This window comes from Kitasatospora sp. NPDC091276 (genome assembly GCF_040684355.1).
In the GTDB taxonomy this organism is placed as follows: domain Bacteria; phylum Actinomycetota; class Actinomycetes; order Streptomycetales; family Streptomycetaceae; genus Kitasatospora.
In genome coordinates this window covers 73402-97842 of the sequence record NZ_JBFBFU010000002.1, presented here as the reverse complement: position 1 = coordinate 97842, position 24441 = coordinate 73402, and the positions used below count along the sequence as shown (strand labels likewise).

The 24441-nt window shown below is 74.1% G+C and carries 22 protein-coding genes; 14 read left to right on the top strand and 8 right to left on the bottom strand.

Annotated features, from left to right (window positions below; genetic code table 11):
• The first annotated feature begins 91 nt into the window (after positions 1 to 91).
• The 4 genes from AB0O19_RS02550 to AB0O19_RS02535 all read left to right on the top strand — a co-directional run bounded on the left by AB0O19_RS02550 (position 92) and on the right by AB0O19_RS02535 (position 3562).
• Positions 92 to 895 carry an SAM-dependent methyltransferase gene (locus tag AB0O19_RS02550; RefSeq protein ID WP_363617172.1) on the top strand — a complete coding sequence of 268 codons (804 nt, stop codon included), beginning with the start codon at positions 92 to 94 and terminating at the stop codon, positions 893 to 895.
• Between the two features lie 118 nt (positions 896 to 1013).
• Positions 1014 to 1940: a hypothetical protein gene (locus AB0O19_RS02545; protein ID WP_363617170.1), complete on the top strand. Its 927-nt coding sequence runs from the start codon at positions 1014 to 1016 to the stop codon at positions 1938 to 1940.
• Positions 1941 to 2075: 135 nt separating this feature from the next.
• Positions 2076 to 2807: an SDR family NAD(P)-dependent oxidoreductase gene (locus AB0O19_RS02540; RefSeq protein ID WP_363617168.1), complete on the top strand. Its 732-nt coding sequence runs from the start codon at positions 2076 to 2078 to the stop codon at positions 2805 to 2807.
• 5 nt (positions 2808 to 2812) lie between these two features.
• Positions 2813 to 3562, top strand: a complete 750-nt coding sequence (locus AB0O19_RS02535; RefSeq protein WP_363617166.1) for a polysaccharide deacetylase family protein — start codon at positions 2813 to 2815, stop codon at positions 3560 to 3562.
• A gap of 107 nt (positions 3563 to 3669) precedes the next feature.
• On the opposite strand, the gene AB0O19_RS02530 is transcribed toward AB0O19_RS02535, so the two are convergent.
• The 3 genes from AB0O19_RS02530 to AB0O19_RS02520 all read right to left on the bottom strand — a co-directional run bounded on the left by AB0O19_RS02530 (position 3670) and on the right by AB0O19_RS02520 (position 6927).
• On the bottom strand, positions 3670 to 4749 hold the full coding sequence (locus tag AB0O19_RS02530) for a hypothetical protein (RefSeq protein ID WP_363617164.1): 1080 nt from the start codon (positions 4747 to 4749) through the stop codon (positions 3670 to 3672).
• Positions 4750 to 4761: 12 nt separating this feature from the next.
• Entirely contained in the window at positions 4762 to 5706 is a 945-nt protein-coding gene (locus AB0O19_RS02525; protein WP_363617162.1) for an NAD-dependent epimerase/dehydratase family protein, read from the bottom strand.
• A gap of 96 nt (positions 5707 to 5802) precedes the next feature.
• A complete protein-coding gene (locus AB0O19_RS02520) occupies positions 5803 to 6927 on the bottom strand; it encodes a DegT/DnrJ/EryC1/StrS family aminotransferase (protein WP_363617160.1) in 1125 nt (374 codons plus the stop codon).
• 425 nt (positions 6928 to 7352) lie between these two features.
• On the opposite strand from AB0O19_RS02520, the gene AB0O19_RS02515 reads away from it, so the two are divergent.
• The 4 genes from AB0O19_RS02515 to AB0O19_RS02500 all read left to right on the top strand — a co-directional run bounded on the left by AB0O19_RS02515 (position 7353) and on the right by AB0O19_RS02500 (position 12594).
• A complete protein-coding gene (locus tag AB0O19_RS02515; RefSeq protein WP_363617158.1) occupies positions 7353 to 9542 on the top strand; it encodes an MMPL family transporter in 2190 nt (729 codons plus the stop codon).
• A 244-nt stretch (positions 9543 to 9786) separates the two neighbouring features.
• The gene (locus tag AB0O19_RS02510) at positions 9787 to 11076 is read left to right on the top strand and encodes a histidine kinase (RefSeq protein WP_363617156.1); all 1290 of its coding nucleotides are present in this window, start codon (positions 9787 to 9789) and stop codon (positions 11074 to 11076) included.
• Complete coding sequence (locus AB0O19_RS02505; protein ID WP_350885603.1) at positions 11073 to 11747, top strand: response regulator transcription factor; 675 nt, start codon at positions 11073 to 11075, stop codon at positions 11745 to 11747. Before AB0O19_RS02510 ends, AB0O19_RS02505 begins: the two co-directional genes overlap by 4 nt.
• A 196-nt stretch (positions 11748 to 11943) precedes the next feature.
• Positions 11944 to 12594, top strand: a complete 651-nt coding sequence (locus tag AB0O19_RS02500) for a hypothetical protein (protein WP_363582583.1) — start codon at positions 11944 to 11946, stop codon at positions 12592 to 12594.
• A gap of 64 nt (positions 12595 to 12658) precedes the next feature.
• Here the strand turns inward: AB0O19_RS02500 and AB0O19_RS02495 are convergent, their stop codons facing one another.
• Both AB0O19_RS02495 and AB0O19_RS02490 read right to left on the bottom strand, forming a co-directional pair.
• Complete coding sequence (locus AB0O19_RS02495; RefSeq protein WP_363582585.1) at positions 12659 to 13384, bottom strand: DUF4097 family beta strand repeat-containing protein; 726 nt, start codon at positions 13382 to 13384, stop codon at positions 12659 to 12661.
• 255 nt (positions 13385 to 13639) lie between these two features.
• Positions 13640 to 14470, bottom strand: coding sequence for an SAM-dependent methyltransferase (locus tag AB0O19_RS02490; RefSeq protein WP_363617153.1), 831 nt, complete (start codon positions 14468 to 14470; stop codon positions 13640 to 13642).
• Between the two features lie 235 nt (positions 14471 to 14705).
• Between AB0O19_RS02490 and AB0O19_RS02485 the strand changes: the two genes are divergently transcribed.
• From AB0O19_RS02485 to AB0O19_RS02460, 6 genes are all read left to right on the top strand, one after another.
• Positions 14706 to 15062 (top strand): PRC-barrel domain-containing protein, encoded by a 357-nt coding sequence (locus AB0O19_RS02485; RefSeq protein WP_363617605.1) that lies wholly within the window; start codon positions 14706 to 14708, stop codon positions 15060 to 15062.
• Between the two features lie 170 nt (positions 15063 to 15232).
• Complete coding sequence (locus AB0O19_RS02480) at positions 15233 to 15499, top strand: metal-sensitive transcriptional regulator (protein ID WP_363582589.1); 267 nt, start codon at positions 15233 to 15235, stop codon at positions 15497 to 15499.
• Positions 15500 to 15831: 332 nt separating this feature from the next.
• Positions 15832 to 17265: an endonuclease/exonuclease/phosphatase family protein gene (locus AB0O19_RS02475; RefSeq protein ID WP_363617151.1), complete on the top strand. Its 1434-nt coding sequence runs from the start codon at positions 15832 to 15834 to the stop codon at positions 17263 to 17265.
• A gap of 14 nt (positions 17266 to 17279) precedes the next feature.
• Positions 17280 to 19271: a phosphocholine-specific phospholipase C gene (locus tag AB0O19_RS02470; protein ID WP_363617149.1), complete on the top strand. Its 1992-nt coding sequence runs from the start codon at positions 17280 to 17282 to the stop codon at positions 19269 to 19271.
• Between the two features lie 97 nt (positions 19272 to 19368).
• A complete protein-coding gene (locus AB0O19_RS02465; RefSeq protein ID WP_363582595.1) occupies positions 19369 to 19842 on the top strand; it encodes a VOC family protein in 474 nt (157 codons plus the stop codon).
• Positions 19843 to 19846: 4 nt separating this feature from the next.
• On the top strand, positions 19847 to 20296 hold the full coding sequence (locus AB0O19_RS02460) for an SRPBCC family protein (RefSeq protein WP_363617147.1): 450 nt from the start codon (positions 19847 to 19849) through the stop codon (positions 20294 to 20296).
• A 56-nt stretch (positions 20297 to 20352) separates the two neighbouring features.
• Here the strand turns inward: AB0O19_RS02460 and AB0O19_RS02455 are convergent, their stop codons facing one another.
• From AB0O19_RS02455 to AB0O19_RS02445, 3 genes are all read right to left on the bottom strand, one after another.
• Complete coding sequence (locus tag AB0O19_RS02455) at positions 20353 to 21588, bottom strand: aromatic acid exporter family protein (protein WP_363617145.1); 1236 nt, start codon at positions 21586 to 21588, stop codon at positions 20353 to 20355.
• Positions 21589 to 21697: 109 nt separating this feature from the next.
• Positions 21698 to 22438, bottom strand: coding sequence for a polyprenol monophosphomannose synthase (locus AB0O19_RS02450; RefSeq protein WP_363617143.1), 741 nt, complete (start codon positions 22436 to 22438; stop codon positions 21698 to 21700).
• 270 nt (positions 22439 to 22708) lie between these two features.
• Complete coding sequence (locus AB0O19_RS02445) at positions 22709 to 24283, bottom strand: N,N-dimethylformamidase beta subunit family domain-containing protein (RefSeq protein WP_363617141.1); 1575 nt, start codon at positions 24281 to 24283, stop codon at positions 22709 to 22711.
• Positions 24284 to 24441: the final 158 nt, after the last annotated feature.

The following is a 24441-nucleotide window of genomic DNA, read 5'->3' as shown; positions in this document are numbered from 1 at the left end:
GCCGACTGGTTGGAGCGCGGCGGTCCGCGCTCGACCTCCGGATACGGTGGGCACCAATCGACAGGTGTCCACGACGCCAGGGGGGAACGCGATGAGCCTCTACGACGGAGTCGACCTGCGGCTCAACATGCCGCACTCGGCCCGGATGTACGACTACTACCTCGGCGGCTTCACCAACTTCGCCGCCGACCGCGAGGCGGCCGGGCACGCCCTCGCGGTCGCCCCCTGGCTGCGCGTCGCCGCTCGCGCCAACCGGTCCTTCGTCCACCGCTCCACCCGCGCCCTCGCCCGGGCCGGCATCGACCAGTTCCTCGACATCGGCACCGGCATCCCCACCCCGCCCAACCTCCACGAGGTCGCCCAGAGCGTCGAACCGTCCGCCCGCGTCGTCTACGCCGACAACGACCCGATCGTGCTCTCACACGCCCAGGCGCTGCTCACCGGCACCCCCGAAGGCCGCACCGCCTACGTCGAGGCCGACGTCACCGACCCCGCCCGCCTCCTCGCCTCGCCCGGCCTGCGCGACACCATCGACCTCACCCGGCCCGTCGCGCTGTCCCTCAACGCCCTCCTGCACTTCGTCCCCGACACCCGCGGCGCCCACGAGCTCGTCGAGCACCTCAAAGCGGCCCTCGCCCCCGGCAGCGCCCTGGTGATGACCCACGTCACCCCCGACTTCGCCCCGGCCGAGATCGCCGGCCTGGTCCGGATCTACGAATCCGCCGGCACCGACGCCCAGGCCCGCACGCTCCCCGAGTTCACCCGCTTCTTCGACGGCTGGAGCCTCATCGCCCCCGGCACCGTCCCCACCCCCCACTGGCGGCCCACCCCCACCGACCCGCCGGCCACCGCCCCCGAGGCCGCCGCCTACGCGGCCGTGGCGCTCAAGCCCTGACCCCGCCCGCCCGGTCGCCCCCGCCCGGTCGCCACCCAACCCCCTCCACCCGTGCGGCCCCGCCGTCCCGGGGACAGACTGGTGGTGGATCGACGCTGCCCGTGAGGCTGGGAGAGGCATGCTGCTGGGACTCACCACCGCCTTGGTCGCGACCGTGTGCTTCGGGTTCGGGGCGGTGTTCCAGGCGCGCGGGGCGCGGTCGGCGCCGCAGGCGGACCGGGTGCGGGCGGGGCTGCTGGCCGCGCTGGCGCGGTCGTGGGAGTTCCTGCTCGGCACGGTGCTGGACATCGTCGGTTTCGCGCTGAGCATCGTGGCGCTGCGCAGCCTGCCCCTGTTCCTCGTGCAGGCCGTCACCAACGCGAGCCTGGCCGTGACGGCGCTCGCCGCCGTCCGGCTGCTCGGGGCACGGCTGCGCCGGGGGGACGTGGCGGGAATCGTCGCCGTGGTGGTCGGCCTGACGCTGCTGGCGTCGGGGTCGGGCCGGGAGGGCCGGGAGCACGCCCCGCCGCTGTTCCACTGGGCGCTGCTCGCGACGACCGCCGTGATGCTGCTGCTGACCCTCGTCCTGGTGCGCCGGGCCGGCACCGTGGCGGCGGCCGGGCTGGGGCTGCTGGCGGGGGTGGGGTTCGGGGTGACGAGCCTGGCGGTGCGGGTGATGGACGCGTCGAGTCTGGTCACCGTCCTCACCGACCCGGCGGCGTACGCGCTCGCGGTGGGCGGCCTCGGCGGCTACCTGGCGTACGCGCTGGCGCTTCAGCGCGGCACGGTCACGGCCGCGACCGCCGCCGGGACGGTCGCCGAGACCTTCGGCCCGGCGCTGGTGGGCGTGGCGGCGCTGGGCGACGCGGCGCGTCCGGGGTTCGAGTGGTGCGCGCTGGCGGGCTTCGCGGTGGCGGTGGGCGGCACCTTCCTGCTGTCCAGGTTCGGGGAGTTGGAGGGGCAGTCCGCGGAGGTGGTCGCTGCGCGGCCGGGCTCGGCGGAGCGGGACCCTGAACCGGGCCCGGACCCGGAGGCGGACGCGGAGCCGGCCGTCCCGCCCCGGTAGCCCGGGTGGCGCCGCCGTGCGAAGGTGACTTGCCGGACAAATCGGACGGCGACACGCCCACGGAGCGGCAGGTGCGCGATGGCGGACGAAGCCCAGCCGGGCCCCCGACGGCCGGGGCCCGCCGACCCTCCGGTCGTGCTCGTCACCGGCGCGTCCTCCGGCATCGGCCTGGCCACGGCCGTCCGCCTGGCCGACGCCGGCTGGCGGACCCTGCTGTCCGGTACGGACCGCGCCCGCCTGGACGAGGTCGCCGCCCGGACCGGCGGCCGCGTCCTGCCCGAGGACCTGAGCAAGCCGGACGGCCCGAGCCGGCTCGCGGAGGCGGCCCTCGCGGAGGCCGGCCGGGTGGACGCGCTGGTCGCCAGTGCGGGCCTGGGGTGGCGCGGACCGTTCGCGGACACCCCCTCGGACGTCCTGGACCGGATGATCGAGGTCAACTTCGCCGCCCCGCTGCGGCTGGTCCGCCTGCTCCTGCCGGGCATGCTGGAGCGCCGCCGGGGCCGGATCGTGCTGCTCGGCTCGATGGCCGGCCAGGTCGGCGTGCGCGACGAGTCGGGGTACGCGGCGACCAAGGGCGGGCTGGCGATGTTCGCGGAGAGCCTCTGGTACGAGCTGCGCGGCACCGGGGTGGGGGTGCGCCTGGTGCTGCCGGGCCCGGTGGACACCCCGTTCTTCGACCGGCGCGGCACGCCCTACCAGCGGGAGCGGCCACGGCCCGTCCCGGCGGAGCGGGTCGCCGACACCGTGGTCGCGACCATCACCACCGGGCGCGACCGGCTCTTCGTGCCGCACTGGCTCGGCTTCCCGGCCCGGATCCACGGGGTGGCACCGGGCGTGTTCCGGCGCATGGCCTCCCGCTTCGGGTGAGCCCGGTGAACACGGCCACCCGGGTGCTCGCGACGGCGACCGTGACGGCGGCCGCGGCGGAGTTCGCGCACCTGGCCCCGGCGGCGGTGCGCCTCCCGGCGCTGCGCCGCACGCTGGCCCGCCGAACCGCCGGCCTCGGCGCGGACCCGCACCACGTCGCCCTGACCTTCGACGACGGCCCCGACCCGCACAGCACCCCGGAGATCCTGGACGCGCTGGACGCCCTGGGCGGTGTCCGGGCGACCTTCTTCCTGCTGGGCTCGATGCTGGAGCGCGCCCCCGCCCTCGGCCGGGAGCTGGTGCTGCGCGGCCACGAGGTGGCCGTGCACGGCTGGCACCACCGGCCGCAGTGGTACCCGGCTCCGGCCCGTGACCTGCGCGAACTGCGCCGCGCGACCGAGGCGGTGACCGCGCTGTGCGGGGTCCGCCCGCACTGGTACCGCCCGCCGTACGGGGTGCTGACGGCCGGCCCGGCCCTGGCCGCCCGGCGGCTGGGCCTGCGCAGTGTCCTGTGGACGGCCTGGGGCCGCGACTGGACGGCGGAGGCGACCGGCGTCTCCGTCTACGCGACCGCCCGCCCCGGCCTCACCGGCGGCGCGACCCTGCTCCTGCACGACTCCGACTGCACCTCCGCCCCCGACTCCTGGCGGGCCACCCTCGCCGCCCTTCCGCTGATCGCCGCCCACTGCCGCGCCCACTCCCTCACCCTCGGCCCGCTCCGCGACCACGCCGTCCCGGGGACCGCCCGCGGCTGACGGCACCGCGCCCGCCGTCGAGCGCCGGGCGGACGACGAAGCCCCGCCCCGACGGCGGTTTCCCGGGCACCCGATGCGGCTCCCGCACTGCTTGCCCCGTCCCTCGACTACGCCAGCCCCACCTGTGCCAGGGCCGCGGTGAACCCGGTGCGCCAGGGCTCCGGGGTGGCGCCGGGGGAGGGCGCGGGCCCGGGGCGGCCGAGGGCGGCGAGGGCGTTGCGGACCACTTCGGCGGGGTGGGCGGAGGCGACGTCGGCGTGGCCGAGTTCCAGCTCGTGCTGGAGGTTGTCGCGGCCGTGGCCCTGGACGACGTCGAGCAGCAGCAACCGCCGCCCGAGGGCGCGGGCCTCGCTGCAGGTGTCGCCGGAGCTGGTGACGACGAGGTCGGCGGCGGCCATCAGGGCGGGGATCCGGTCGGTGTAGCCGAAGGGGTGCAGGCGCGGCTCCCGGCGGGCGGCGGCCCGCAGCCGCCGTTCCAGTTCCCGGTTGCGCCCGGCGACGGCGAGCACGTGCGGACCGGCGGCGGCGAGCGAGGCGGCGGTGCGGGCGAGCGGCCCGAGCCCCCAGGCGCCGGACATCAGCAGCACGCACCGCCCGCCCGCCGGGACGCCCAGTTCGGCGCGCGCCTCGGCCCGGCCGGGCGGCCGGTAGAACGGTTCCCGCAGTGGAGCGGGCAGGACGGTGACGGCGGCGTCCGGCCGGTAGCGGCGCACGGCGCAGGCGGCGACCTCGGAGGTGACCAGGAAGAGGTCGGTGCCCTCCTGCACCCAGAGCCGGTGCGGCGTCACGTCGGTGCAGAACACGAAGTGCCGGAAGTCCCGTGGCGGCAGCCGGTTGACGGCCGAGGTGGCGGTGGCGAACACGGAGACCACCAGCTGCGGCCGCTGCGCCGCGACCAGTTGGCGCAGCGCCGGGACGAGCCGGCTGCGGGCGGCCGCGTCGGCGAGCAGCGCGAGCCGGGCACCGGGCCGCAACGCCGAGAAGTGGAAGGCGTCGTACACGCCGGGCAGGTCGAGCAGCCGTCGGAACACGGCCTCCCCGGCGGCGCCGGAGCGCTGCCCGAGCAGGGCCATCGCGTCGACCGTGTGGGTGGTCCAGCCACGGGCCCGCAGGGTGTCGGCGCAGGCCTGGGCCATCACGTCGTGGCCCTGGCCGAGGGAGCCGGAGACGAGCAGGGCGTGCGGCATCGGGCGGCCCGCTCAGGAGGCGGCGGAGGCGGCTGCGGCGGCCCGGTACCAGTCGGCGTAACTCCGCACGCCGTCCGCGAAGTTGGTGTGCGGAGACCAGCCGAGCAGGCGCTTGGCCTGGGCGCAGGAGATCCGCCGCCCGGTGTAGTCGGCCTTGCGGCCGTCGATGTGCTCGATCGAGACCGGCCCCAGCAGGTCGTCGACGGTGTCGGCGATGTCGCGCACCGAGACGGCGGTGGAGCCCTCCAGGGCGAAGGTCCGGTCCTCGGCGGCGGGGGACAGGGCCCGGACGTGGGCGTCGGCGAGGTCCTCGACGTAGACGAAGTTGCGGCTCTGCCGCCCGTCGCCGGCGATGGTGATCGGCCGCCCGGTGAGCGCGGCCTGGACGAACCGGGCGACGACCAGCTCGTCGCGCATCCGGGGCCCGTACGGGATGCCGTAGCGCAGGATGGTGAAGTGCTGCCCGTACAGCTCGCGGTAGCTGTGCACCAGCATCTCGGCGGCGAGCTTGGTGGCCACGTAGAGGTGGCCGCTGTGTTCCAGTTCGATCGGCACGTGCTCGTCCAACTCCTGCTCTCCGCCGTCAAGTTGATCGTCGGTGAGAGCGGCGCCGTAGACCCAGACGGTGCTCGCCAGCACGGTGCGGCTCAGCCCGCTGCGCCGCGCGGCCTCCAGGACGGCCTCGGTGCCGTCGATGTTGGTCCGCACGGCCCGCACCGGGTCGGCAGAGACCTGTTCGACGTCGGCCATCGCCGCGAGGTGGTACACCACTTCACTGCCGGCCAGCGCGGAGGTGAGGGCCGCGAGGTCGAGGATGTCGAGCCGGGCGTGTTCGGCGTCGGGGTTGAGGTACTTGTCGGTCGTGTCCACCGCGAGGACGTCGTGGCCGGCCGCGATCAGGTGGTCCACGACGTGTGACCCGATGAATCCGCATCCCCCGGTGACGGCTATCCGCACGATCTCTCTCCTTGTCGGGCTCCGTGTCGAGCGCCTTCTCGCACTCCGTATCGAGCGCCTCGGCGCGCCCGCCTGGTCGGGTCGACCCCGCGCCGGCTATCCGGCGAGTCTCCGGTGCACCGCCGAGACGGCCTCGATGACCTGCTCCGTCTCGTCCCCGGTCATGTCGGAGTGCACCGGCAGGCACACCTGCCGCGCGCAGACGTCCTCGGCGACCGGCAGCGGCCCGCGCCGGTAGGGGGCGAGGACGGGCTGCAGGTGCAGCGGCAGGTCGTACACCTCGCCGGAAAGCCGCACGCCGTACTCCTCGGCGACCGCCCGCTTGAACGCGGCGCGCTCCACCCCGGGCGGCAGCAGCGCCACGTACTTGTAGTAGTTGCCGCGGCAGCCGGACGGTTCGAGCACCGGCTCCAGGCCGTCGAGCCCGGCCAGCGCCTCGTCGTAGCGGCGGGCGACGGCCCGGCGGGTCTCGATGAACTCCTTGAGCCGGCGCAGGTGCACGGCGCCGACGGCCGCGCTGAGCTCGCTCATCCGCCAGGCGTGGCCGAGCCGGACGTGGTGGTTGGTGGTGAAGGAGCCCTTGCCCTGGTCGCGGTAGGTGCGGGCCTCGTCGCGCAGCTCGGGCGACTCGGTGAGGATCAGGCCGCCCTCGCCGCTGGTGGTGACCTTGGTCGGGTAGAACGAGAAGGCCCCGGCCAGGCCGAACGTCCCTGCGCAGCGCCCGTCGAGGCTGCTGCCGTGGGCGTGCGCGGCGTCCTCGACCAGCGGGACGCCGTGCCGGTCGCAGAGCGCGCGCAGCTCCTCGACCCGGGGGGTGATCAGTCCGCCGATGTGGACGAGTACGACGGCTGCGGTATCCGGGGTGAGGGCCGCCTCCAGCGTCTCGGGGGAGAGCGCCAGGGTGGCCGGGTCGACGTCGGCGATCACCGGGCGCCCGCCGGCGTGCAGGACGGCGCCGGCGGTCGCGTAGAAGGTGACGGCCGGTACGACGACGTCGCGGCCCCGGACGTCGACCGTGCGCAGGATCACCTCCAGCGCCGCGGTGCCGCTGCTCACCGCGACGGCGTGCGAGGCGCCGTGCTCGGCGGCGAAGGCCTGCTCCAAGCGCTCGGTCCACGGGCCCAGGGTGAGGGCGCCGGTGGTGAGCATCTCCATCACCGCCTCGGCGACGGCCGCGCGGTCGGATTCGTCGAACACGATGCGGGCGGCTGGAACGCCCATGGGCACCTCCGGCGGCGGGCTGGGGTCAGCACCGATCGGGTCAGATGGGGCCGAACCGTACGAAAAGTGTCGGGCCCGGCACATCACGCTACTTCGCCCGCCGGGCCGCGGCCCGTCGTCGCCGCCCGCCCGGGTGACGACGCCCGGCCCCGTCGCCGCCCTGCCGCCGCCCTGCCGCTGCCCCGTCGCCGCCCCGTCGCCACCGCCGGGAGTGCGCCCGACCGCTCCCACCACAGCTGATGCGCTTCCGCCGTCCGGGGAGGGGCCGTACTGCGTCCGCAGTACGCAGACGGCCTGCGCAGGGACGACGACGGAGGAGGGGCCGGCCGTCAAGGATGGGTCATGCTGCGGGCGGTCCGCGTCGAAAGGCGCCGGGGCGGCCGCGGTGCGCACTCTGACCGAGATCCGAAGGAGTCCACTCTTCCGTGGCCACGTTCCTGTACCGCCTGGGCCGCTGGGCCTTCGTCCGACGCCGGCTGGTGACCCTGCTCTGGGTCGCCGTGCTGGCGGTCTGCGGAGTCCTGGCGGCCAAGGCGCCCGCCGCACCCGACGACGGCTTCGCGATGCCCGGTACGGAGGCGCAGAAGGCCTTCGACCTGATGAACGAGCGCTTCCCCGGCGGCCACGCCGACGGCGCCTCGGCCCGCCTGGTGTTCGTCGCCCCGTCCGGGCAGAAGATCACCGCCGAGCCCAACCAGCAGGCGGTGGAGCGGACGGTCGCCGAGCTCGCCCACGCCGACGAGGTCTCCGGCGCGGTCAGCCCGTTCAAGGCCAACACCGTCTCCAAGGACGGCACCACCGCGTACGCGACCGTCAGCTACTCCGTGAAGGCGGGCGAGCTGTCCAAGGGCGCCACCGACGCCCTCGAACAGGCCGCCCAGCACGGGCGGGACGCCGGGCTCAAGGTCGAGGTCGGCGGCAACGCGCTGATGGCCAAGCCCGAGGCCGGCGGCAGCAGCGAGATGATCGGCATGGCGCTGTCCGCGGTCGTCCTGGTGATCACCTTCGGCTCGCTCGTCGCCGCGGGCCTGCCGCTGCTCACCGCCGTGATCGGGGTCGGCCTCGGCATGGCCCTGATCACCGGGCTCGGCAGCACGCTCGGCCTGTCCTCCACCACCAGCACGCTGGCGATGATGCTGGGACTCGCGGTCGGCATCGACTACGCGGTGTTCATCGTCTCCCGCTACCGGGCCGAGCTCGCCGAGGGCCGCACCCCGCAGGAGGCGGCCGGCCGGGCCGTCGGCACCGCAGGCTCCGCCGTGGTGTTCGCCGGGCTCACCGTGGTGATCGCCCTGGCCGGGCTCTCGGTGGTCGGCATCCCGATGCTCGCCAAGATGGGCATGGCCGCGGCCGGCACGGTGGTCATCGCCGTCCTGGTCGCGCTCACCCTGGTCCCCGCGCTGCTCGGCTTCATCGGCCGCCGGGTGCTGCCCCGCAAGGCCCGCAAGGGCGCCGTCCAGCCGAAGAAGGAGAACGGCGGCTCCCGCTGGGCCAAGTTCGTGCTGCGCCGCCCGCTCGCGGTGCTGCTCGGCGGCGTGATCGGCCTCGGGGTGCTCGCCGCCCCCGCGCTCGACCTGCGGCTCGGCCTGCCCGGGGACGAGTCGAAGCCGACCTCCACCACCCAGCGCCGCGCCTACGACCTGCTGTCCGAGGGCTTCGGCCCCGGCTTCAACGGGCCGCTGACCGTCATGGTCGACGTCAAGGGCACGCCCGACCCGAAGGCCGCCGCGAGCGAGGTCGCCAAGACGGTCTCGGCGCTGCCCGGCGTGGTCTCCGTCACCCCGCCGATGTTCAACAAGGCGGGGGACACCGCCCTGCTGAACGCCGTCCCGTCCACCGGTCCGAGCGCCGCGGAGACCAAGGACCTGGTCCAGGCCATCCGCGGCCACGCCGCCGGCCTCAAGACGGCCACCGGGGCGACGGTCCTGGTCAGCGGCACGACGGCGATGAACATCGACGTCTCGCAGAAGCTCACCGACGCGTTGGTGCCCTACCTCGCGGTGGTCGTCGGCCTCGCCGTCGTCCTGCTGCTGGTGGTGTTCCGCTCGGTGCTCGTCCCGCTGAAGGCGGCGCTCGGCTTCCTGCTCTCGGTGGCCGCCGCGCTCGGCGCGGTCGTCGCGGTCTTCCAGTGGGGCTGGCTGGCCAACCTGATCGGCGTCGAACAGACCGGCCCGGTGATGAGCATGATGCCGATCTTCATGGTCGGCGTGGTCTTCGGCCTCGCCATGGACTACGAGGTGTTCCTGGTCACCCGGATCCGCGAGGGCTTCGTCCACGGCGAGCGGCCCGACGAGGCCATCGTCACCGGCTTCCGGCACAACGCCCGGGTGGTCACCGCCGCCGCGTTCATCATGATCGCCGTCTTCGCGGGCTTCATCGGCATGGGCGAACCGATGATCAAGATGATGGGTCTGGGCCTCGCCGCGGCCGTCGCCTTCGACGCCTTCGTGGTCCGGATGACCATCGTCCCGGCCGTCCTGGCCCTGCTCGGCCGTCACGCCTGGTGGCTGCCGCGCTGGCTGGACCGGCTCATGCCGGACATCGACGTCGAGGGCAGCAAGCTGCAGACCGCCGCCCCCGAACCGGCCCCGGTCCGGGAGTCCGTCGGCGTCTAGGCGGGAATCCGTCGGCGTCTAGGGCCGACCCCCCGCAGACCAGCCGGGGCCCGTCCCGATCCACGGGACGGGCCCCGGCCCGGACAATGGTTCGATCCCTACCGTTACCGTTGCTGTCGGGGTCCGCCACGCACACGGCGGCCCCCGACCCGGCCCACCCCGCCCGGCAGGGCGCGGTTCGGCACGAACTGGCAGAACCCGGCGAGGGTGCCGCCAGGGCACCCCCGACCCGGAGAGCACCACGATGAGCGACACCTGGCAGCGGCTGCGCCGCGACCACCCCCGGCTGCTCGACGCCGTCGGCGGCGCCGTCCTGATCGCGATGACCGGCATCGGCGTCACCGTCGACCAGACCGGCCACGTCATCTCCTTCAGGCCGCTCAGCGCCACCATCGCGCTGGTCTCCGCCGTCACCGTGTTCGCCCACCGCCGGCACCCGCGGGCAGTGGTCGTCATCACGCTGATCTGCACGATGGCCCTCATCCTCACCACCCCCCGCCTCACCCCCGGGCTGGCCACCCCGCTGCTGCTCGCCCTCTACTTCCTCGCCGTCCGGACCGACCGCGCCACCGCCCTGCGCGCCTCGATCGCCTCCGCCGTCCTGCTCACCGGCACGTCGCTGATCGGCGACGGCGGCGGCCCGATCGGCCAACGGCTCGGCGTCCTCGCCTGGGCCCTGCTGCCCGGCGCCCTCGGCGACTCCATCCGCAACCGCCGCGCCCACCTCGCCGCCATCGAGGAACGCGCCGAACGCGCCGAACGCACCCGCGAGGAGGAGGCCCGCCGCCGGGTCGCCGACGAGCGGATCCGGATCGCCCGCGACCTGCACGACGTCGTCGCCCACCACATCGCCCTCGCCAACGCCCAGGCCGGCATCGCCGTCTACCTCATGGACCGCCACCCCACCCAGGCGCGCGAGGTGCTCAGCCACATCACCGACGCCACCGGCTCCGCGCTCCAGGAGCTGCGCGCCACCGTCGGCCTGCTGCGCCGAGCCGAGGAGCCCGCGCCACTCGAACCGGCCCCCGGCCTCGACCGGCTTCCCGAGCTGATCAACGCCTTCGAACGCACCGGCCTGCCGGTGCGGCTCACCGTCGAGGGCGAGGCTCGCGCGCTCTCGCCCGGCGTGGACCTCACCGCCTACCGGATCGTCCAGGAGTCCCTGACCAACGTCGCCAAGCACGCCCAGGGCGCCGGCGCCGAGATCACCCTCGCCTACAGCGGCAGCCGGGTCGCCGTCAGCGTCGCCAACGGACGCCCGCCGACCAGCGCCCGCCCCCGGCAGGCCCTGCTGCCCCACCCGGCCCCCGGCGAGGGCGGCTTCGGACTGATCGGCATGCGCGAACGGGCCGGCGCGGTCGGCGGCCGCCTCACCGCCGACAGCCGGCCCGACGGCGGCTTCCTGGTCACCGCCGAACTCCCGCTGCGCACCGGCGCCCGGGACGACGGCGCCGGTCGCGGTGGCTGCGCCGTACGGGCGGACCGGGCCGGCCGGGAAGACCGTGCCGTTCGAGTAGACAAGGACCACGCATGACCATCCGGGTACTGCTCGCGGACGACCAGGCGCTGCTGCGCGGTGCGTTCCGGGTGCTGATCGACGCCGAGGACGACATGGAGGTGGTCGGCGAGGCCGCCGACGGCCACCAGGCCGTCGAACTCGCCCGCGCCACCCGCCCCGATATCGTCCTGATGGACATCCGCATGCCCGGCGCCGACGGCCTCGGTGCGACGGCCGCCATCTGCGGCGACGAGGAACTGGCCGGCACCCGGGTCCTGATCCTCACCACCTTCGAGATCGACGAGTACGTGGCCCAGGCGCTGCGGGCCGGCGCCGGCGGCTTCCTCGGCAAGGGCGCGGACCCGGCGGAACTGCTCGCGGCCGTCCGCACCGTCGCCGCCGGGGACGCCCTGCTCTCGCCCGCCGCCACCCGGGCCGTCATCGACCAGTTCCTCGCCCAGCCCGATCCGGCGGCCGGCGGCACCGCCGAGCGGCTGTCCGTCCTCACCGCGCGCGAGCGCGAGGTGATGTCGATGGCCGCCACCGGCCTCACCAACGAGGAGATCGCCGAGCGGATGTTCGTCAGCCCGTTCACCGTCCGCACCCACGTCCACCGCGCGATGGCCAAGCTGGACGCCCGGGACCGGGCCCAACTCGTCGCGATCGCCTACCAGTCCGGCCTGGTCCCGCCGGGCCGTCCGGCCTGACCGGCGAAGGCCCGTCCGCCGGCCCGCCTGCCGATCCGTCCGTCCAACTCGCCTGGTCTGCGGCGGTAGCAGGACTGATCGACCGTCAAACTCCGGCCATATGTCGGTGATCTGAATTCCAGCCTGCCCGAAAACGACCTCCGAACTGGTGTATCAGCGAGTAGTCTGCCGATGACTCAGGATGAGGAGGGTGTTCGTGGAAACCAAGGACACGGCAGGCGAGGTGCGGATTCTCCAGCCGTTGCCCGGGCGCACGGCGGACGGATCGCAGGAGTTCGACCTGCGGTTGACGCGTTTGCTCCGCCTGCTCGGGGCTGAGGCCGCGCACGGGGCGGACTTCCCGAGCGCGGCCCGGTGGGAGGTCCACAAGGCGCTTTCCGGGCGTACCGACCTGCCCGAGGAGTACTTCGAGGCACTGCTGGAGGCGGCGGTCTACGACCCCAACCCGAGCTTCAACCGGCGCTTCGTCGAGCCGGCCCTGCTCGCTTTCGGCCAGCGCCGGGTGCGGCTGACCCTGCTCGGGTACCTGCACACCGGCACCGACGCCGAGCGCGCCGGCGCCGCCCGGGCCTGGTACTGGACGTCCCTGTCGGTCGGGGACGGCCGCAGCACGGCCGCCGCCGACGAGGGGTCGACCGTGCGGGACGCCTGGTACGAGGCCGCGCTGCGGGAGTTCGTCGCCAACGAGGACCTGGACGTGCGGCGCTGCATCCTCCCCGGGCTGCCCCTGGTGCCGCGTGCCTACCCGTCGCGGCTGCACGCCCTGGTGGAGGCCGCGGTGGCCATCGCGAGGGCGCACCCCGACGAGTACATCCGGCACCGCGCCGAGGTCCAGGTCGGTCTCTGACCACCCCTGCCCCCGGCCCCGCCCCGACCCGGCCCCGCTACGCTCCCCGGCGGGGCCGGGTCGGTCAGCCCGTCTTGACGGTGATCTCGCCGATGTTCGTCCCGAGGTCCAGCTTGTACTGGCCGTTCGGGTCGTTCTGGACGCCGATGTGCTTCTCGCCCAGGTCGGTCGAGGCGGTGACGTGGTAGGAGGCGGTCGGCACGGTCACGTTGATCTCGCCGTTGGAGGTCTTCGCCGTGATGTTCTGGGCCTTGCCGGGGGTGAGCTTGATCCCGCCGTTGTCGGTCTTGGCGCTGACCCGGTCGCCCTTGAGCGAGGTGCCCTTGATCTCGCCGTTGTCGGTGCGCACGTCGACCGGCCCGGCCACGTCGTCGAGCGTGATGTCGCCGGAGCTGGTGTGCACCGAGACGTCGCCGACCTGGGTGAGCTTGATCCCGCCCGCCGACGTCCCCCCGGTGATCGGCAGCCCCGGCGGCAGCTCGACGGTGTAGTCCACCGAGCAGTTGCGTCCGCAGCCGCCGAGCACCAGCAGGCCGCCGTCCACCCGGGTGCTCGCGCCCGGCTTGCCGCTCCGGTACGTGATGTTGCGGTGGACGGCGGCCTGGGTGGCGCCGGCCTTGCCGCGCACGGTCACCTCCCCGGCGTCGCTGTCCAGGCGGATGCCGGTGATCTTGTCCGTGACGGTGGCGTCGTCGGTGAAGTTGGTCCCGATCGGGTTGCAGGCGCTGAGCACCCCGGCGGAGAGCCCGGCGACCACGAGAGCTCCCGCGAAACGGTGGTACCTGCCCATGTTCGTCCCCCATGTGTCCTGCGCTGCTTGTTGCGCGGTAGCCCCTGATGACCGCCCCCGTCCGGGGCCGTCCCGACGACAGTAACCGCACGTGGTGGCCCCGGTCGGTGGTATTAACCCCCCTAAAGCGACTCCAGCCAGCCCCCCGGCGCCGCTCCACCCGCTCCCACCTGGGCCCGCCCGGGCCCGCCGTCGCCCCGCCTTCGCCCCGGGATGAATCTGTAGACCGGTCGGTATATTCGCCCGGGGGAGCCGTCAGGGCTTGCGACCCACCGCCCCGTAGATGCTGACGCGGTCGGCGCCGGGGGCGGGGGCGGTGTCGGGGCGCCAGAGGGGGACGGTGGTGATGCCGGGGTCGAGGAGGTCGAGGCCGGCGAAGAAGGCGCGGACCTCGTCCCGGGTGCGGCCGACGAGGGGGGCGGTGGCCTTGTCGTAGATGCCGGTGACGCGGTCGCGGACCTCGGCGGGGATGAAGTCGGCAGTGCCGTGCGAGAGGACGAGGTGGCTGCCGGAGGGGAGCGCGTCCATCAGCGTGTCGACCGCCTGATGGGGCTTGTCCTCGTCGCGCAGGAAGTGCAGGACGGCGGCCAGGACGAGGCCGACCGGTCGGGAGAAGTCGAGGAGCCCCGCGGCCTCGACGACGGCGAGTACGGCGGACGGCTCGCGCAGGTCGGCCTGGAGGACGGCGGTCCGCCCCGGGCCCGTGCCGGACATCAGGGCGCGGGCGTGGCTGAGCACGATCGGGTCGTTGTCGACGTAGACGACCTGCGCCCCGGGATCGGCGGCCTGGGCGATCTCGTGGGTGTTGCCGGCGGTGGGGATGCCGGTGCCGACGTCGAGGAACTGGTCGATGCCGAGGTCGGCGACGCAGCGCACCGCGCGGGTGAGGAAGCCCCGGTTGGCCCGCGCGGTGGAGCGGAACTCCGGATTGGCGGCGAGCGCCTTCTCGGCGGCGGCCCGATCGGCGGGGAAGTTGTCCTTTCCCCCGAGGTAGTAGTCGTACATCCGGGCCGGGTGCGGGATGTCGGGCCGCAGGTCGGCCGGGGTTCCGGCCTCGCCGGACTCCCACAGGTCGTCGTGTCCCACGGCCGCTGCCTCCGTCTGTCGACGATCGGGTGATCTGCTTGCAACTCCCTCGGCGGACAGCCTAAAGCCCAGGTCACGGCCCTGGTGGCGGTTGGTCAGGTCACCCCTGTATGTCCGTTTTCGTCGCCCATCGCGCGCCCCCGGTCGTCCCGGCGGAGGATGGGAGGTCCCGGCGGCGAACCGTTGTCGGGCGACGGAAGCGGAAAGACCGGGGAACAGGAGGTCCGACGCTGTGGTGATCGCTATGGCAGACATCCGCGAATGGCGCGGCCACGCCGTGGTCGACGAGAAGAGCCACCGCATCGGCTCGCTGGAGTCCGTTTACGTGGAGACGGCCACCGACCAGCCGTTCTTCGCCACCGTCACGGTCGGCCTGGTGACCAGGCGCCGCCTGGTGTTCGTCCCGCTCGACGGGGCGGTCGTCGGGCCGGACTACGTCCAGGTGGCGTTCCCGAAGAACCAGGTCAAGCAGGCGCCGTCGATCGGCACCGACGACGTCCTGCCCGCCGAGGACGAACCGGCCGTGTTCGCGCACTACGGGCTCCCGTACGAGACCGGCGCCGGTGGCGAGCGCCGCCTCGCCCGCCGCTGACCAAAGCCACTGAGCAAAGTCACTGAGCAAAGCTGCTGGGCAAAGCAGCTGAACACCGTCGCCGAACCGCCGAACACCCCAGTGCCCCCGCCCGCATCGCCCCGCCCGGGAATGGATACCCCACCGGGTACAGTTGTCAGTCGACAGTCGATGCGAAAGGCGGCCCGGACATGCAGGTGGACGAGGAGTCGGTCGGCGCGGTCCTGAACCGGCTGCGCCGTGCCCAGGGCCAGCTGGCCGGGGTGATCGCGATGATCGAGGCGGGCCGTGACTGCAAGGACGTGGTCACCCAGCTCGCGGCGGTCTCGCGCGCCCTGGACCGGGCCGGGTTCAAGATCGTGGCCAGCGGCATGCGCCAGTGCATGGCCGCGTCCGACGAGGACACCCCGCCGATGAGCGAGGCCGAGCTGGAGAAGCTGTTCCTCGCCCTGGCATAAGCCGAGAAGTCAAGAAGCCGAGAAGCGCAGCAGCCGAGAGGCGCAGCAGCGCGTGAGGGCCGCGACGGATCCCGTCGCGGCCCTCCCGGCGCTTCCGGCCCCCCGGCGTCTCCGCCGAGAATTCCCGCCGCCCGCCACGGAGTTCCCGAACCGCCCGATGGGCCGTCACACGCCGTTCACGTCCCGGTCGCTGACTTTCGGATGAATGAGGGCCGCCCACAGTTGTACAGCCAACTGTCGGGCCCTCCCTTCCCCAGCCTCCGTGACCAGCCGCGCGCGGACCCGGCGCCGACCCCCGGCGGACCGGGCCCCGGGCGGCGGACAGGACAACCGTGGCCGCAGGCAGCGCCCTGACCCTCACCTCCTCCGCCAACCCCACCGAAGGCGACCGGCTCACCTTCCACTGGACGACCGACGCCCCCGACGCCAAGAACTGGGTCGGCGTGTACGACGGCGGCCGCCAGCCCGGCAACGGCGGCTCCCTCCTCTGGAAGTACGTCCCGGGCACCTCCGGCGACCTCCAGCTCGACACCTCCGCGCTGACCGGCGGCCCGTACACCGCCTACCTGCTCGCCAAGGACGGCTACGGCGTCCTCGCCCGGACGGCCCCGTTCAGCTTCCGCGCCAAGCCGGCCGTCGTCCGCCCGCACAGCGCCGTGGACGCCCTCACCACCGCGCCCGTCGCCCCCGGCGCGGCGGTCTTCGTCAAGCTCGGCGGCCTCTGGTCCCGCCCGGTCGGCAACCCGGCGGGGACCGCCGTCTTCCGCAAGGTCAGCGGGCCGTCCTGGCTGAACGTCACCGCCGACGGCACGCTCACCGGCACCGCGCCCGCGGCGGGCAAGAGCCCCGAGCTGGCCGTCGTCGGCGTCAAGGACAGCGCGGGTGCCGTCGACACCGTCACCGTCCTCATCCCCGTGGTCGACCCCGCCGCGCCGCCGCGCCTCAAGGCCGCCAGCTGGAACCTGCACGACGCCGGCGCCGGGTACACCGACGCCCTGGAGAAGCAGCTACGGGTCGTCCTCACCCAGGGCCTGGACGTCCTCGCCCTCCAGGAGACCGCCGGTGAGCGGGCGAAGACCCTGGCCGACGCGCTCGGCTGGTACGCCTACCAGAGCCCCGGCAGCGTCGGCATCCTGAGCCGCTACCCGCTCGCCGACGTCACCCCGCCGACCGCCGACCTGCCCGCCGCCGGGGCCACCGTGCAGCTCCCCGGCGGCCGGGCCGTCCGCTTCTGGACCGCGCACCTCGACGAGGCCGGCTACGGCCCGTACGCGCTCCAGGACGGCCGGACGGCGGCCCAGACGGAGGCCGCCGAGGCCGCCTCGCTCCGCCTGAAGCAGGCCAGGGCCCTGGCCGCCGCGGTGCGCGCGGACATCGCCCGGCGCACCCCGGTGGTGCTCGCCGGCGCCCTGTCCTCGCCGTCCCACCTGGACTGGACGGCCGCCACCGCCGCCGCGCACGGCGGCGTCGGGGTGCTCAACTGGCCCGTCAGCGTGGCCCTTCAGGGCGCGGGGCTGACCGACACCTTCCGCGAGGAGCACCGCGACCCGGTCAAGTTCCCCGGCGCGACCTGGTCGCCCACCCGCAAGCAGCGCGGCGCCAAGCCCGAGCCGCAGGACCGCATCGACTACGTCCAGTACGCCGGCCCGCTGAAGCTGGTCGAGGCGCACACCCTGGTCGCCGACTGGCCGCAGCCCGAGCCGAACACCGCCGCCAACGAGTGGCCCTCCGACACCGCCGCCGCCGTCGCCACTTTCCAGCTCTGAGAGGCCAGTTCGTGATGTCCGAGCTCTCCCGCCGCACCTTCGTCGGCGCCACCGCGGCCGTCGGCGCCACCGCCCTGACCGGACTGGGCGCCGCCCCCGCCGAGGCAGCCCCCGCCGCCGCCCCTGCCGCCTCCGGCCGGCTGACGGGCACCATCAAGGACGTCAAGCACGTCGTCGTGCTGATGCAGGAGAACCGCAGCTTCGACCACTACTTCGGCACGCTCAGCGGCGTCCGCGGCTTCGGCGACAAGCAGGCGCTCCAATTCCCGGACGGTGCCGACGTGTTCCGCCAGCCGGACAGCCGTCGCAGCGACGGCGGCGCCATGCTGCCGTACCGGATGGACACCTCGAAGTACAACGCGCAGAACGCCGGCGGCCTGCCCCACGACTGGGCGACCGGCCACCAGGCGATCAACAACGGCGCGATGAACAAGTGGATCGCCGCCAAGGGCGAGCGCACCATGGGCTACTTCACCCGGGACGACATCCCCTACCAGTACGCCCTGGCCGACGCGTTCACCCTCTGCGACGCCTACTTCACCTCCCTCGCCGGCCCGACCGACCCCAACCGGCTCTACCTCTGGACGGGCACCTCCGGTCCCGGCCGCGACGGCACCACCGGGCCCTGGATCGACAACACCCCGGTCACCGACAACCCCGTCGCCGACTGGACCACCTACGCCGAGCGCCTGGAGCAGGCCGGCGTCAGCTGGCGGGTCTACCACAACCCCAGCAAGGACGACCGCACCGGCGACTACGACGACAACGCCCTCTCCTACTTCAAGCAGTTCCACAACTTCCCGCCCACCGACCCGCGTTACATCAACGCGATGACCAAGTTCGACCCGGCCGCCTTCGACCGCCACTGCAAGGACGGCACCCTGCCGACCATCTCGTGGCTGGTCGCCCCCTACCTCTTCTCCGAGCACCCGGAGGCCGGCCCGGCGTACGGGGCGCACTGGGTCGACCAGGCCCTCCAGTCACTGATGTCCAACCCGGCCGTGTGGCAGCACACCGTCTTCCTGGTCATGTACGACGAGAACGACGGCTACTTCGACCACATGGTCCCGCCCACCCCCGAGCCCGGCACCCCCGAGGAGTTCACCCAGGGCCGCGCCATCGGCCTCGGCAACCGCGTCCCGCTGTGGGTCGTCTCGCCCTGGTCACGCGGCGGTTGGGTCAACTCCCAGGTCTTCGACCACACTTCCGTGCTGCGCTTCATGGAGCTGGTCACGGGCGTCGCCGAGCCGAACATCTCGGCCTGGCGCCGGTCCGTCTGCGGCGACCTCACCAGCTGCTTCGACTTCGCCGCGCCGAACCCGTCCGTCCCGTCGCTGCCCGACACCACGGCCCTGATGGCCAGGGCCGACGCGGGCACCAAGCTGCCCGGCGTCGCCCTCCCGGCGGTCGGAGCCCAGGCGATGCCCGTCCAGGAGCGCGGCGAGCGCCCGCACCGCCCGCTGCCCTACCAGCCGTGGGCCGACGTGGAGGTGGACCGCAAGAGCGGCAAGGTCACCTGCACGATGAGCAACGACGGTTCGGTGGCCTTCCCGTACACCGTCTACCCGAACATCGCGCTGCCCTTCGCGGGCACCCCGTACACCGTCGCCCCCGGCGCCACCGCCCGGTACGTCTGGGACGCCGCCGCCACCAACGGCCGCTACGACTTCACCGTCCACGGCCCGGACGGCTTCGTCCGCCGCTTCGCCGGCACCGTGGTCCGGGACGGGCAGGACGGCCAGAACGACATCGGCGTGCCGATCGTCACCGCCGACCTGCACGGCAGCGTGCGGCTCACCTTGCAGGTGGCCAACGACGGCATGACCGACGTCTCCTTCACCGCCGCGCCCAACGACTTCGCGGGCACCGCGCAGACCGTCCGGGTCAAGCCCGGGCAACAGGCGAACCTGTCCTGGCCGCTGGACAAGCAGGGCCGCTACGACGTCGTCGTCACCGCCCACACCGGCCTGCGCTTCGTACAGCGCTACGCGGGCTGGGTGCACTGACCCGGTGGCGGGCGGGCCGCGGGCCGGGGGCGCCGAACCGGTGACCCCCGGCCGTGGCTCGGCCGTCCGGGCGGGGCCCGGGGCTACCGTCGGGCGCATGCAGAAGATCACCACCTTCCTCTGGTTCGACGACCAGGCCGAAGCGGCCGCCACCTTCTACACCTCGCTCTTCCCCAACTCCCGCATCACGCAGGTCACCCGCTACCCCGAGACCGGCCCCGGCGGAGCAGGCTCGGTCATGACCGTCGCCTTCGAACTCGCCGGGCGGGAGTACGCGGCCCTCAACGGCGGCCCAGAGTTCCACTTCACCGAGGCCATGTCGCTACAGGTGGAGTGCGACGGCCAGCAGGAGGTCGACGAGCTCTGGGCCAAGCTCACCGCCGACGGCGGCCAGGCGGGCCCGTGCGGCTGGCTCAAGGACCGCTTCGGCCTCTCCTGGCAGATCACCCCGCGCGTCCTGCTCGACCTGATCGCCGACGAGGACCGGGCCAAGGCCGGCCGGGTGATGGCGACGATGATGCGGATGCAGAAGATCGAGGTCCAGCCGCTGCTCGACGCGGCCAGGGGCTGACGCGATGGCCGCGCCCGCCCTCCACAGCACCCTCTACCTGCGCGCCACCCCCGAGCGGGTCTGGCACGCCCTCACCAACGCCGACGAGTCCGCCCTCTACTGGGGCCACCGCAACGTCTCCACCTGGCTGCCCGGCGCGCCCTGGGAGCACCAGCGCGCCGACGGCTCCGGGACGGCCGACGTAATCGGCGTCGTCGAGGCCGCCGACCGCCCGCACCGGCTGGTCACCACCTGGGCGGCGCCCGAGGAGCGGCGCCCGGGCGGTCCCTCCAAGGTCACCTTCGAGCTCCGGGGCTGGCACGACCTCACCCGGCTCACCGTCACCCACGACCAGCTGGCCGACGAGGCCGAGCGGGCGGACGTCGAGCGGGGCTGGTCGGCGGTGCTGTCCAACCTGAAGACCTACCTGGAGACCGGCCACCCGCTCCCGCAGGAACCCTGGTCGATGCCCTGAGCCCCCCAAGCCCCCCAAGCCCCCCAAACCCCCGCCCCCCGGAGTCCGACGCAGGCTCAGCGCCCGGCCCGCACCGCCGGGCGCGCCCGCTCGCCCCGGACGAACCGGCGCAGCCCGGCGAACCGCGAGAACCGCTCCCGGCTCGCCACCGAGGCCCGGTCCAGCTCCTCCATCAGTCGCCGGCTGCGATGCTCCAGGTCCAGTTCGTCCAGGATCCGGTCCACCTCGGCCAGTATCGAACCGTGCAACTGCCACGCCTCGGGGTGCTCCCGCACCTTCCGCAGCAGCACCTGGGCGACGTTCTCCCGGCAGGTCCAGGCCGCGGCCAGCTCGGCGGTCAGCCGCCGCTCCGCCTCCTCGGCACTGCGGCTCACCTGGGTGGTGACCAGCACCGCGAAGCTGACCATGGCCCCGCCGACGTGCGCCAGCAGTTCCTCCAGGCCCACCGCGACGTCCGGCGGGAACAGCCGCTCGCCGGGCGCGCGCCGCTTGGCCAGGTCGGTCAGCGAGCGCGCCAGCACCCGGATCACCACCACGCAGATCTCCAGGGTGTCCAGCCCGGTGCGCAGCACCAGCCGGGACAGCAGCCCGTCGTTGATCCGTGGATTGAGCCGCAGGCTGTCCTCCGCCTGGCGCAGTGCCACGTCCACGTCGGCGATGGCGTGGTCGAGCCGGCGGGCCTCGTGCAGCTGCTCGGCGGCCCGGGCGACCGGGGTCGGACGGCCCAACTGCTCGGCGATGTCCAGCAGCAGCTGGCGGGCCCGCCGGGCGAGGTCCTCGATCGATTCCCCGGCGGTGTCCACCCAGACCGGCGGGGCGAACAGCAGGTTGAACAGCAGGCCGACGGCGGCGCCGATCAGCGTCTCCAGCACCCGGTCCCAGGCCTGCGAGGCGAGCCCGCTGACGCCGAGGATCAGCATGGCGCTGATCGCGACCTCCTGGACGAACTCCTCGACCCGGACGAACCGGCCGACGACCAGCGAGGCCAGGATGATCAGCCCGAGGCTCCACCAGGAGAGCCCCACCACGGCGCTGAACCCGGTCGCGATCAGCACGCCGACCACCACCGAGTTGACCCGGCGGATGCTGGTCTTGAGCGTCGAGTAGACGGTGACCTGCACCACCAGCAGCGCGGTGAGCGGGGCCGTCAGCGGGGCCGGCTCGCTGCTGAGCCGGGTGGCCACCGCGAAGGCGAGGGTGGCGGCCACGGTGGCCCGCACGGTCTGGACGACGAAGGGTTCTCGGGCACCGCGGCGGATCAGGGCCGTGAGGGACTCCGGGAGAAGGGCCATGTCGCCCTTCTTTCCCCGTGGTCGCCCTTCACACCGCCGAGCCGTCCGACCGGCACCCGTATGCCCTGGCCCTGACCCGGGCGAGGGGCACGGCCCGGCGGGCTACGGCCTACCGCGGGTCCTGGCGGTTCAGCCGCAGCTTCCAGGGCGCCAGCGCCGACTCGACCTGCACCCCGATGCTCATCTTCGACGCGCCCTCGATCCGCTCCTCGAAGCGGATCGGCACCTCGCGGATCGTCAGGCCGCGCTGGACGACCCGGTAGTTCATCTCGACCTGGAACGAGTACCCGCTGCTCTGCACGCTCGGCAGGTCGATCGCCCGCAGGGTGCTCGCCCGCCAGGCCTTGAAACCGGCGGTGGCGTCCCGGACGCCCAGGCCGAGGATGGTGTTGACGTAGAGGTTGGCCCAGGCGGAGAGGGCCTTGCGGTGCCAGGGCCACTCCGCGGCGGTCGAACCGCCGGGCACGTAGCGGGAGCCGAGCACCACGGCGGTGTCGTCGGCCAGCAGGGCCTGGACCATCGCGGGTATCGCCGAGGCCGGGTGCGAGAGGTCGGCGTCCATCTGGACCACGACGTCGGCGTCCTCGTCCAGGGCCCGGGCCATGCCGGCCAGGTAGGCGCGGCCGAGGCCGTCCTTCTCGGTGCGGTGCAGCACGCCGACGGTGCCGCCGGACTCCGCGGCGAGCTTGTCCGCGATCTCGCCGGTGCCGTCCGGCGAGTTGTCGTCGACCACCAGCAGGTGCAGGCCCGGTACCGGGAGGTCCGCGAGAAGACCCGCGAGGACCGGAAGGTTCTCCCGCTCGTTGTACGTGGGGACGACGACAACGACCTTCGGGGAGGCCTCGACCATGTTCTGTTTCCCTCGTGCCCTTTCCGGCCGGCACCCGTGCCACGCCGGACGGTTGTCCTTGACGACCTGCTGTGGATGAGACCGTGTGAGTGTATCGGTGCGGCGGACGGTTCCTCGCCCCGGGTGACGGGCTGGGCACGGCCGGCCACGGCCCGGAAATCCGTTCGACCGCGATGCGTGCCCGGGGTACCGCGTCACCGCCCCGATCCGTCGTTCCGGGAAATTTCCTCGACGGCCCCTCGCAGGCGGCCCCTCGCAGCCCCCGGCGGGCTACGCCCCGCCGTAGACGGTCGCGAGGTTGTCCCGGGCCGGGTGGGTCAGGCCGGCCGGGCCGGCGGCGAAGGTGCGCAGGACGTTCTCGGTGACCCGGCGGACCAGGTCCCCGGCCCGGGCGTCGATCCCGTGGTCGGCGCTGCCGCCCCCGGGCCCGTGCGCGTCCAGGGCCTCCACCCAGCGCATCGTCCCGGAGGCGAACACCCCGGCGCCGCCCGGCACGGTGTAGTACGCGGTGTCGGAGTGCGAGCGGCGGCCCTCGCAGACCACGGGGGAGTGCGCGATCACCTCGATCGGACGCGGGGTGGGGAAGGCGGTGTCCACCCGGTCGTACTCGACGCCGACCAGGTGCGGGAACGACGCCCCGGCGGCGACGCCGGTGCCCTCGAACGCCCAGTGCTCCGGCGAGCCGACCACGTACGGGGCGTCCACCGGGTAGCCGTCGTAGATCACGCCGAGCATCGAGCTCTCCGGGTCGGCGCCCGGGCCGGCCCGGAAGTCGGTGGTCGCCGGGGCGCCGGCCTGGTGGCCCGGGTCCTGCGCCCACGCGTCCTTGTAGCAGACCACCGTCCGGTCCGGGCCCAGCTCCGAGGGCTCGAAGCGGACCCGGCGGAAGCAGCAATTGGCGCCCAGGACCGCCAGGTTGGTGCCGGCGTCCCGGGCCGCGACCACCTGGGCGCGCTGCTCGGGGGACCAGTACTCGTCGTGGCCGAGGGAGAGGACGGCGCTCGCGCCGTGCAGCAGCCCGGGCTCCCGGGCCACGTCGATCCCGGTGGTGTAGGCGAGCGGCAGCCCGAGCCGCTCGGCGAGCGCGACCAGCGGCGTCTCGTACACCAGGAACAGCCCGGCGCCGTGGTCGTAGTCGTAGGGCCGGTCGAAGACCACCCGCAGCGAGCGGGTGGCCAGACCGCCGGTGGGGCCGTTGTAGAGGCTGTACCCGCCCCACTCGTTGTACGCCTGCCAGGTGGCGGGGGCGCTCATCACGACCGTCCGCCCGGCGGTGACGGCGGAGCGGACGGTGAGCGGGACGTAGCGCTGGCCGGAGCCGTCCTCGGCGTCCAGGCGCAGCAGGTAGGCGCCCTCGGGCCAGCCGGTGGTGTCCACGGCGAGGGTGCGCTGCCAGCCGGTCAGCACGGTCCTGGTCGCGGGGTCCACGCGCGGGGCGGGCTGCCGGCCGCCCGGGACGTGCTCACGGCGCCAGACCAGGCGGGCGCGGGCGCCGTCGTACCAGCCGGTGCGGTAGGCGGAGACGGTGAAGGCGGCGGCCGGGGTGGAGACGTGCAGGCCGAACTGCTCACCGGGCAGCACGCTGACCCGGTCGGCGAAGCCCTCGATGGCGTCGGCGGGGCCGGGGTCGGTGATCTCCCAGTCGGGCGCGCCGGGTAGGGACTGCTCCGGCGGGACGCCCACGCGCTGGGCGGCGGTCGGGGCGGCGTCGTCGGGGGAGGGGCGCGGGGCGGGGCCGTCGGACGAGGAGCGCGGGGCGGGGTCCGGGCGGTGGGTGCCGCAGGAGGCGGTGGCCGCCGCCAGCAGGCCCAGGCCCAGAATGCCCCGCCGACTCGGTTCCGCCACCGCTGCCTCCCTGGTGTCCGTTCTCGGCAAACCTGCATGCATCCGTCGATCGCGCGGATATCCTCGCCCGCTTTGGGCAGTGCGTGCGGCCCGCCGCGCCGGCACGGCCGGCACGACGGGGCGCCGTCCGCCACCGCTGAGGGCCGTCCGGGGCACCC

Bases quoted from the DNA above. Each gene is read 5' to 3' on its own strand.
- AB0O19_RS02550 (WP_363617172.1), top strand. From the start codon at position 92: ATGAGCCTCTACGACGGAGTCGACCTGCGGCTCAACATGCCGCACTCG.
- AB0O19_RS02545 (WP_363617170.1), top strand. From the start codon at position 1,014: ATGCTGCTGGGACTCACCACCGCCTTGGTCGCGACCGTGTGCTTCGGG.
- AB0O19_RS02530 (WP_363617164.1), bottom strand. From the start codon at position 4,749: ATGCCGCACGCCCTGCTCGTCTCCGGCTCCCTCGGCCAGGGCCACGAC.
- AB0O19_RS02520 (WP_363617160.1), bottom strand. From the start codon at position 6,927: ATGGGCGTTCCAGCCGCCCGCATCGTGTTCGACGAATCCGACCGCGCG.
- AB0O19_RS02510 (WP_363617156.1), top strand. From the start codon at position 9,787: ATGAGCGACACCTGGCAGCGGCTGCGCCGCGACCACCCCCGGCTGCTC.
- AB0O19_RS02505 (WP_350885603.1), top strand. From the start codon at position 11,073: ATGACCATCCGGGTACTGCTCGCGGACGACCAGGCGCTGCTGCGCGGT.
- AB0O19_RS02495 (WP_363582585.1), bottom strand. From the start codon at position 13,384: ATGGGCAGGTACCACCGTTTCGCGGGAGCTCTCGTGGTCGCCGGGCTC.
- AB0O19_RS02480 (WP_363582589.1), top strand. From the start codon at position 15,233: ATGCAGGTGGACGAGGAGTCGGTCGGCGCGGTCCTGAACCGGCTGCGC.
- AB0O19_RS02470 (WP_363617149.1), top strand. From the start codon at position 17,280: ATGTCCGAGCTCTCCCGCCGCACCTTCGTCGGCGCCACCGCGGCCGTC.
- AB0O19_RS02465 (WP_363582595.1), top strand. From the start codon at position 19,369: ATGCAGAAGATCACCACCTTCCTCTGGTTCGACGACCAGGCCGAAGCG.
- AB0O19_RS02460 (WP_363617147.1), top strand. From the start codon at position 19,847: ATGGCCGCGCCCGCCCTCCACAGCACCCTCTACCTGCGCGCCACCCCC.
- AB0O19_RS02455 (WP_363617145.1), bottom strand. From the start codon at position 21,588: ATGGCCCTTCTCCCGGAGTCCCTCACGGCCCTGATCCGCCGCGGTGCC.
- AB0O19_RS02450 (WP_363617143.1), bottom strand. From the start codon at position 22,438: ATGGTCGAGGCCTCCCCGAAGGTCGTTGTCGTCGTCCCCACGTACAAC.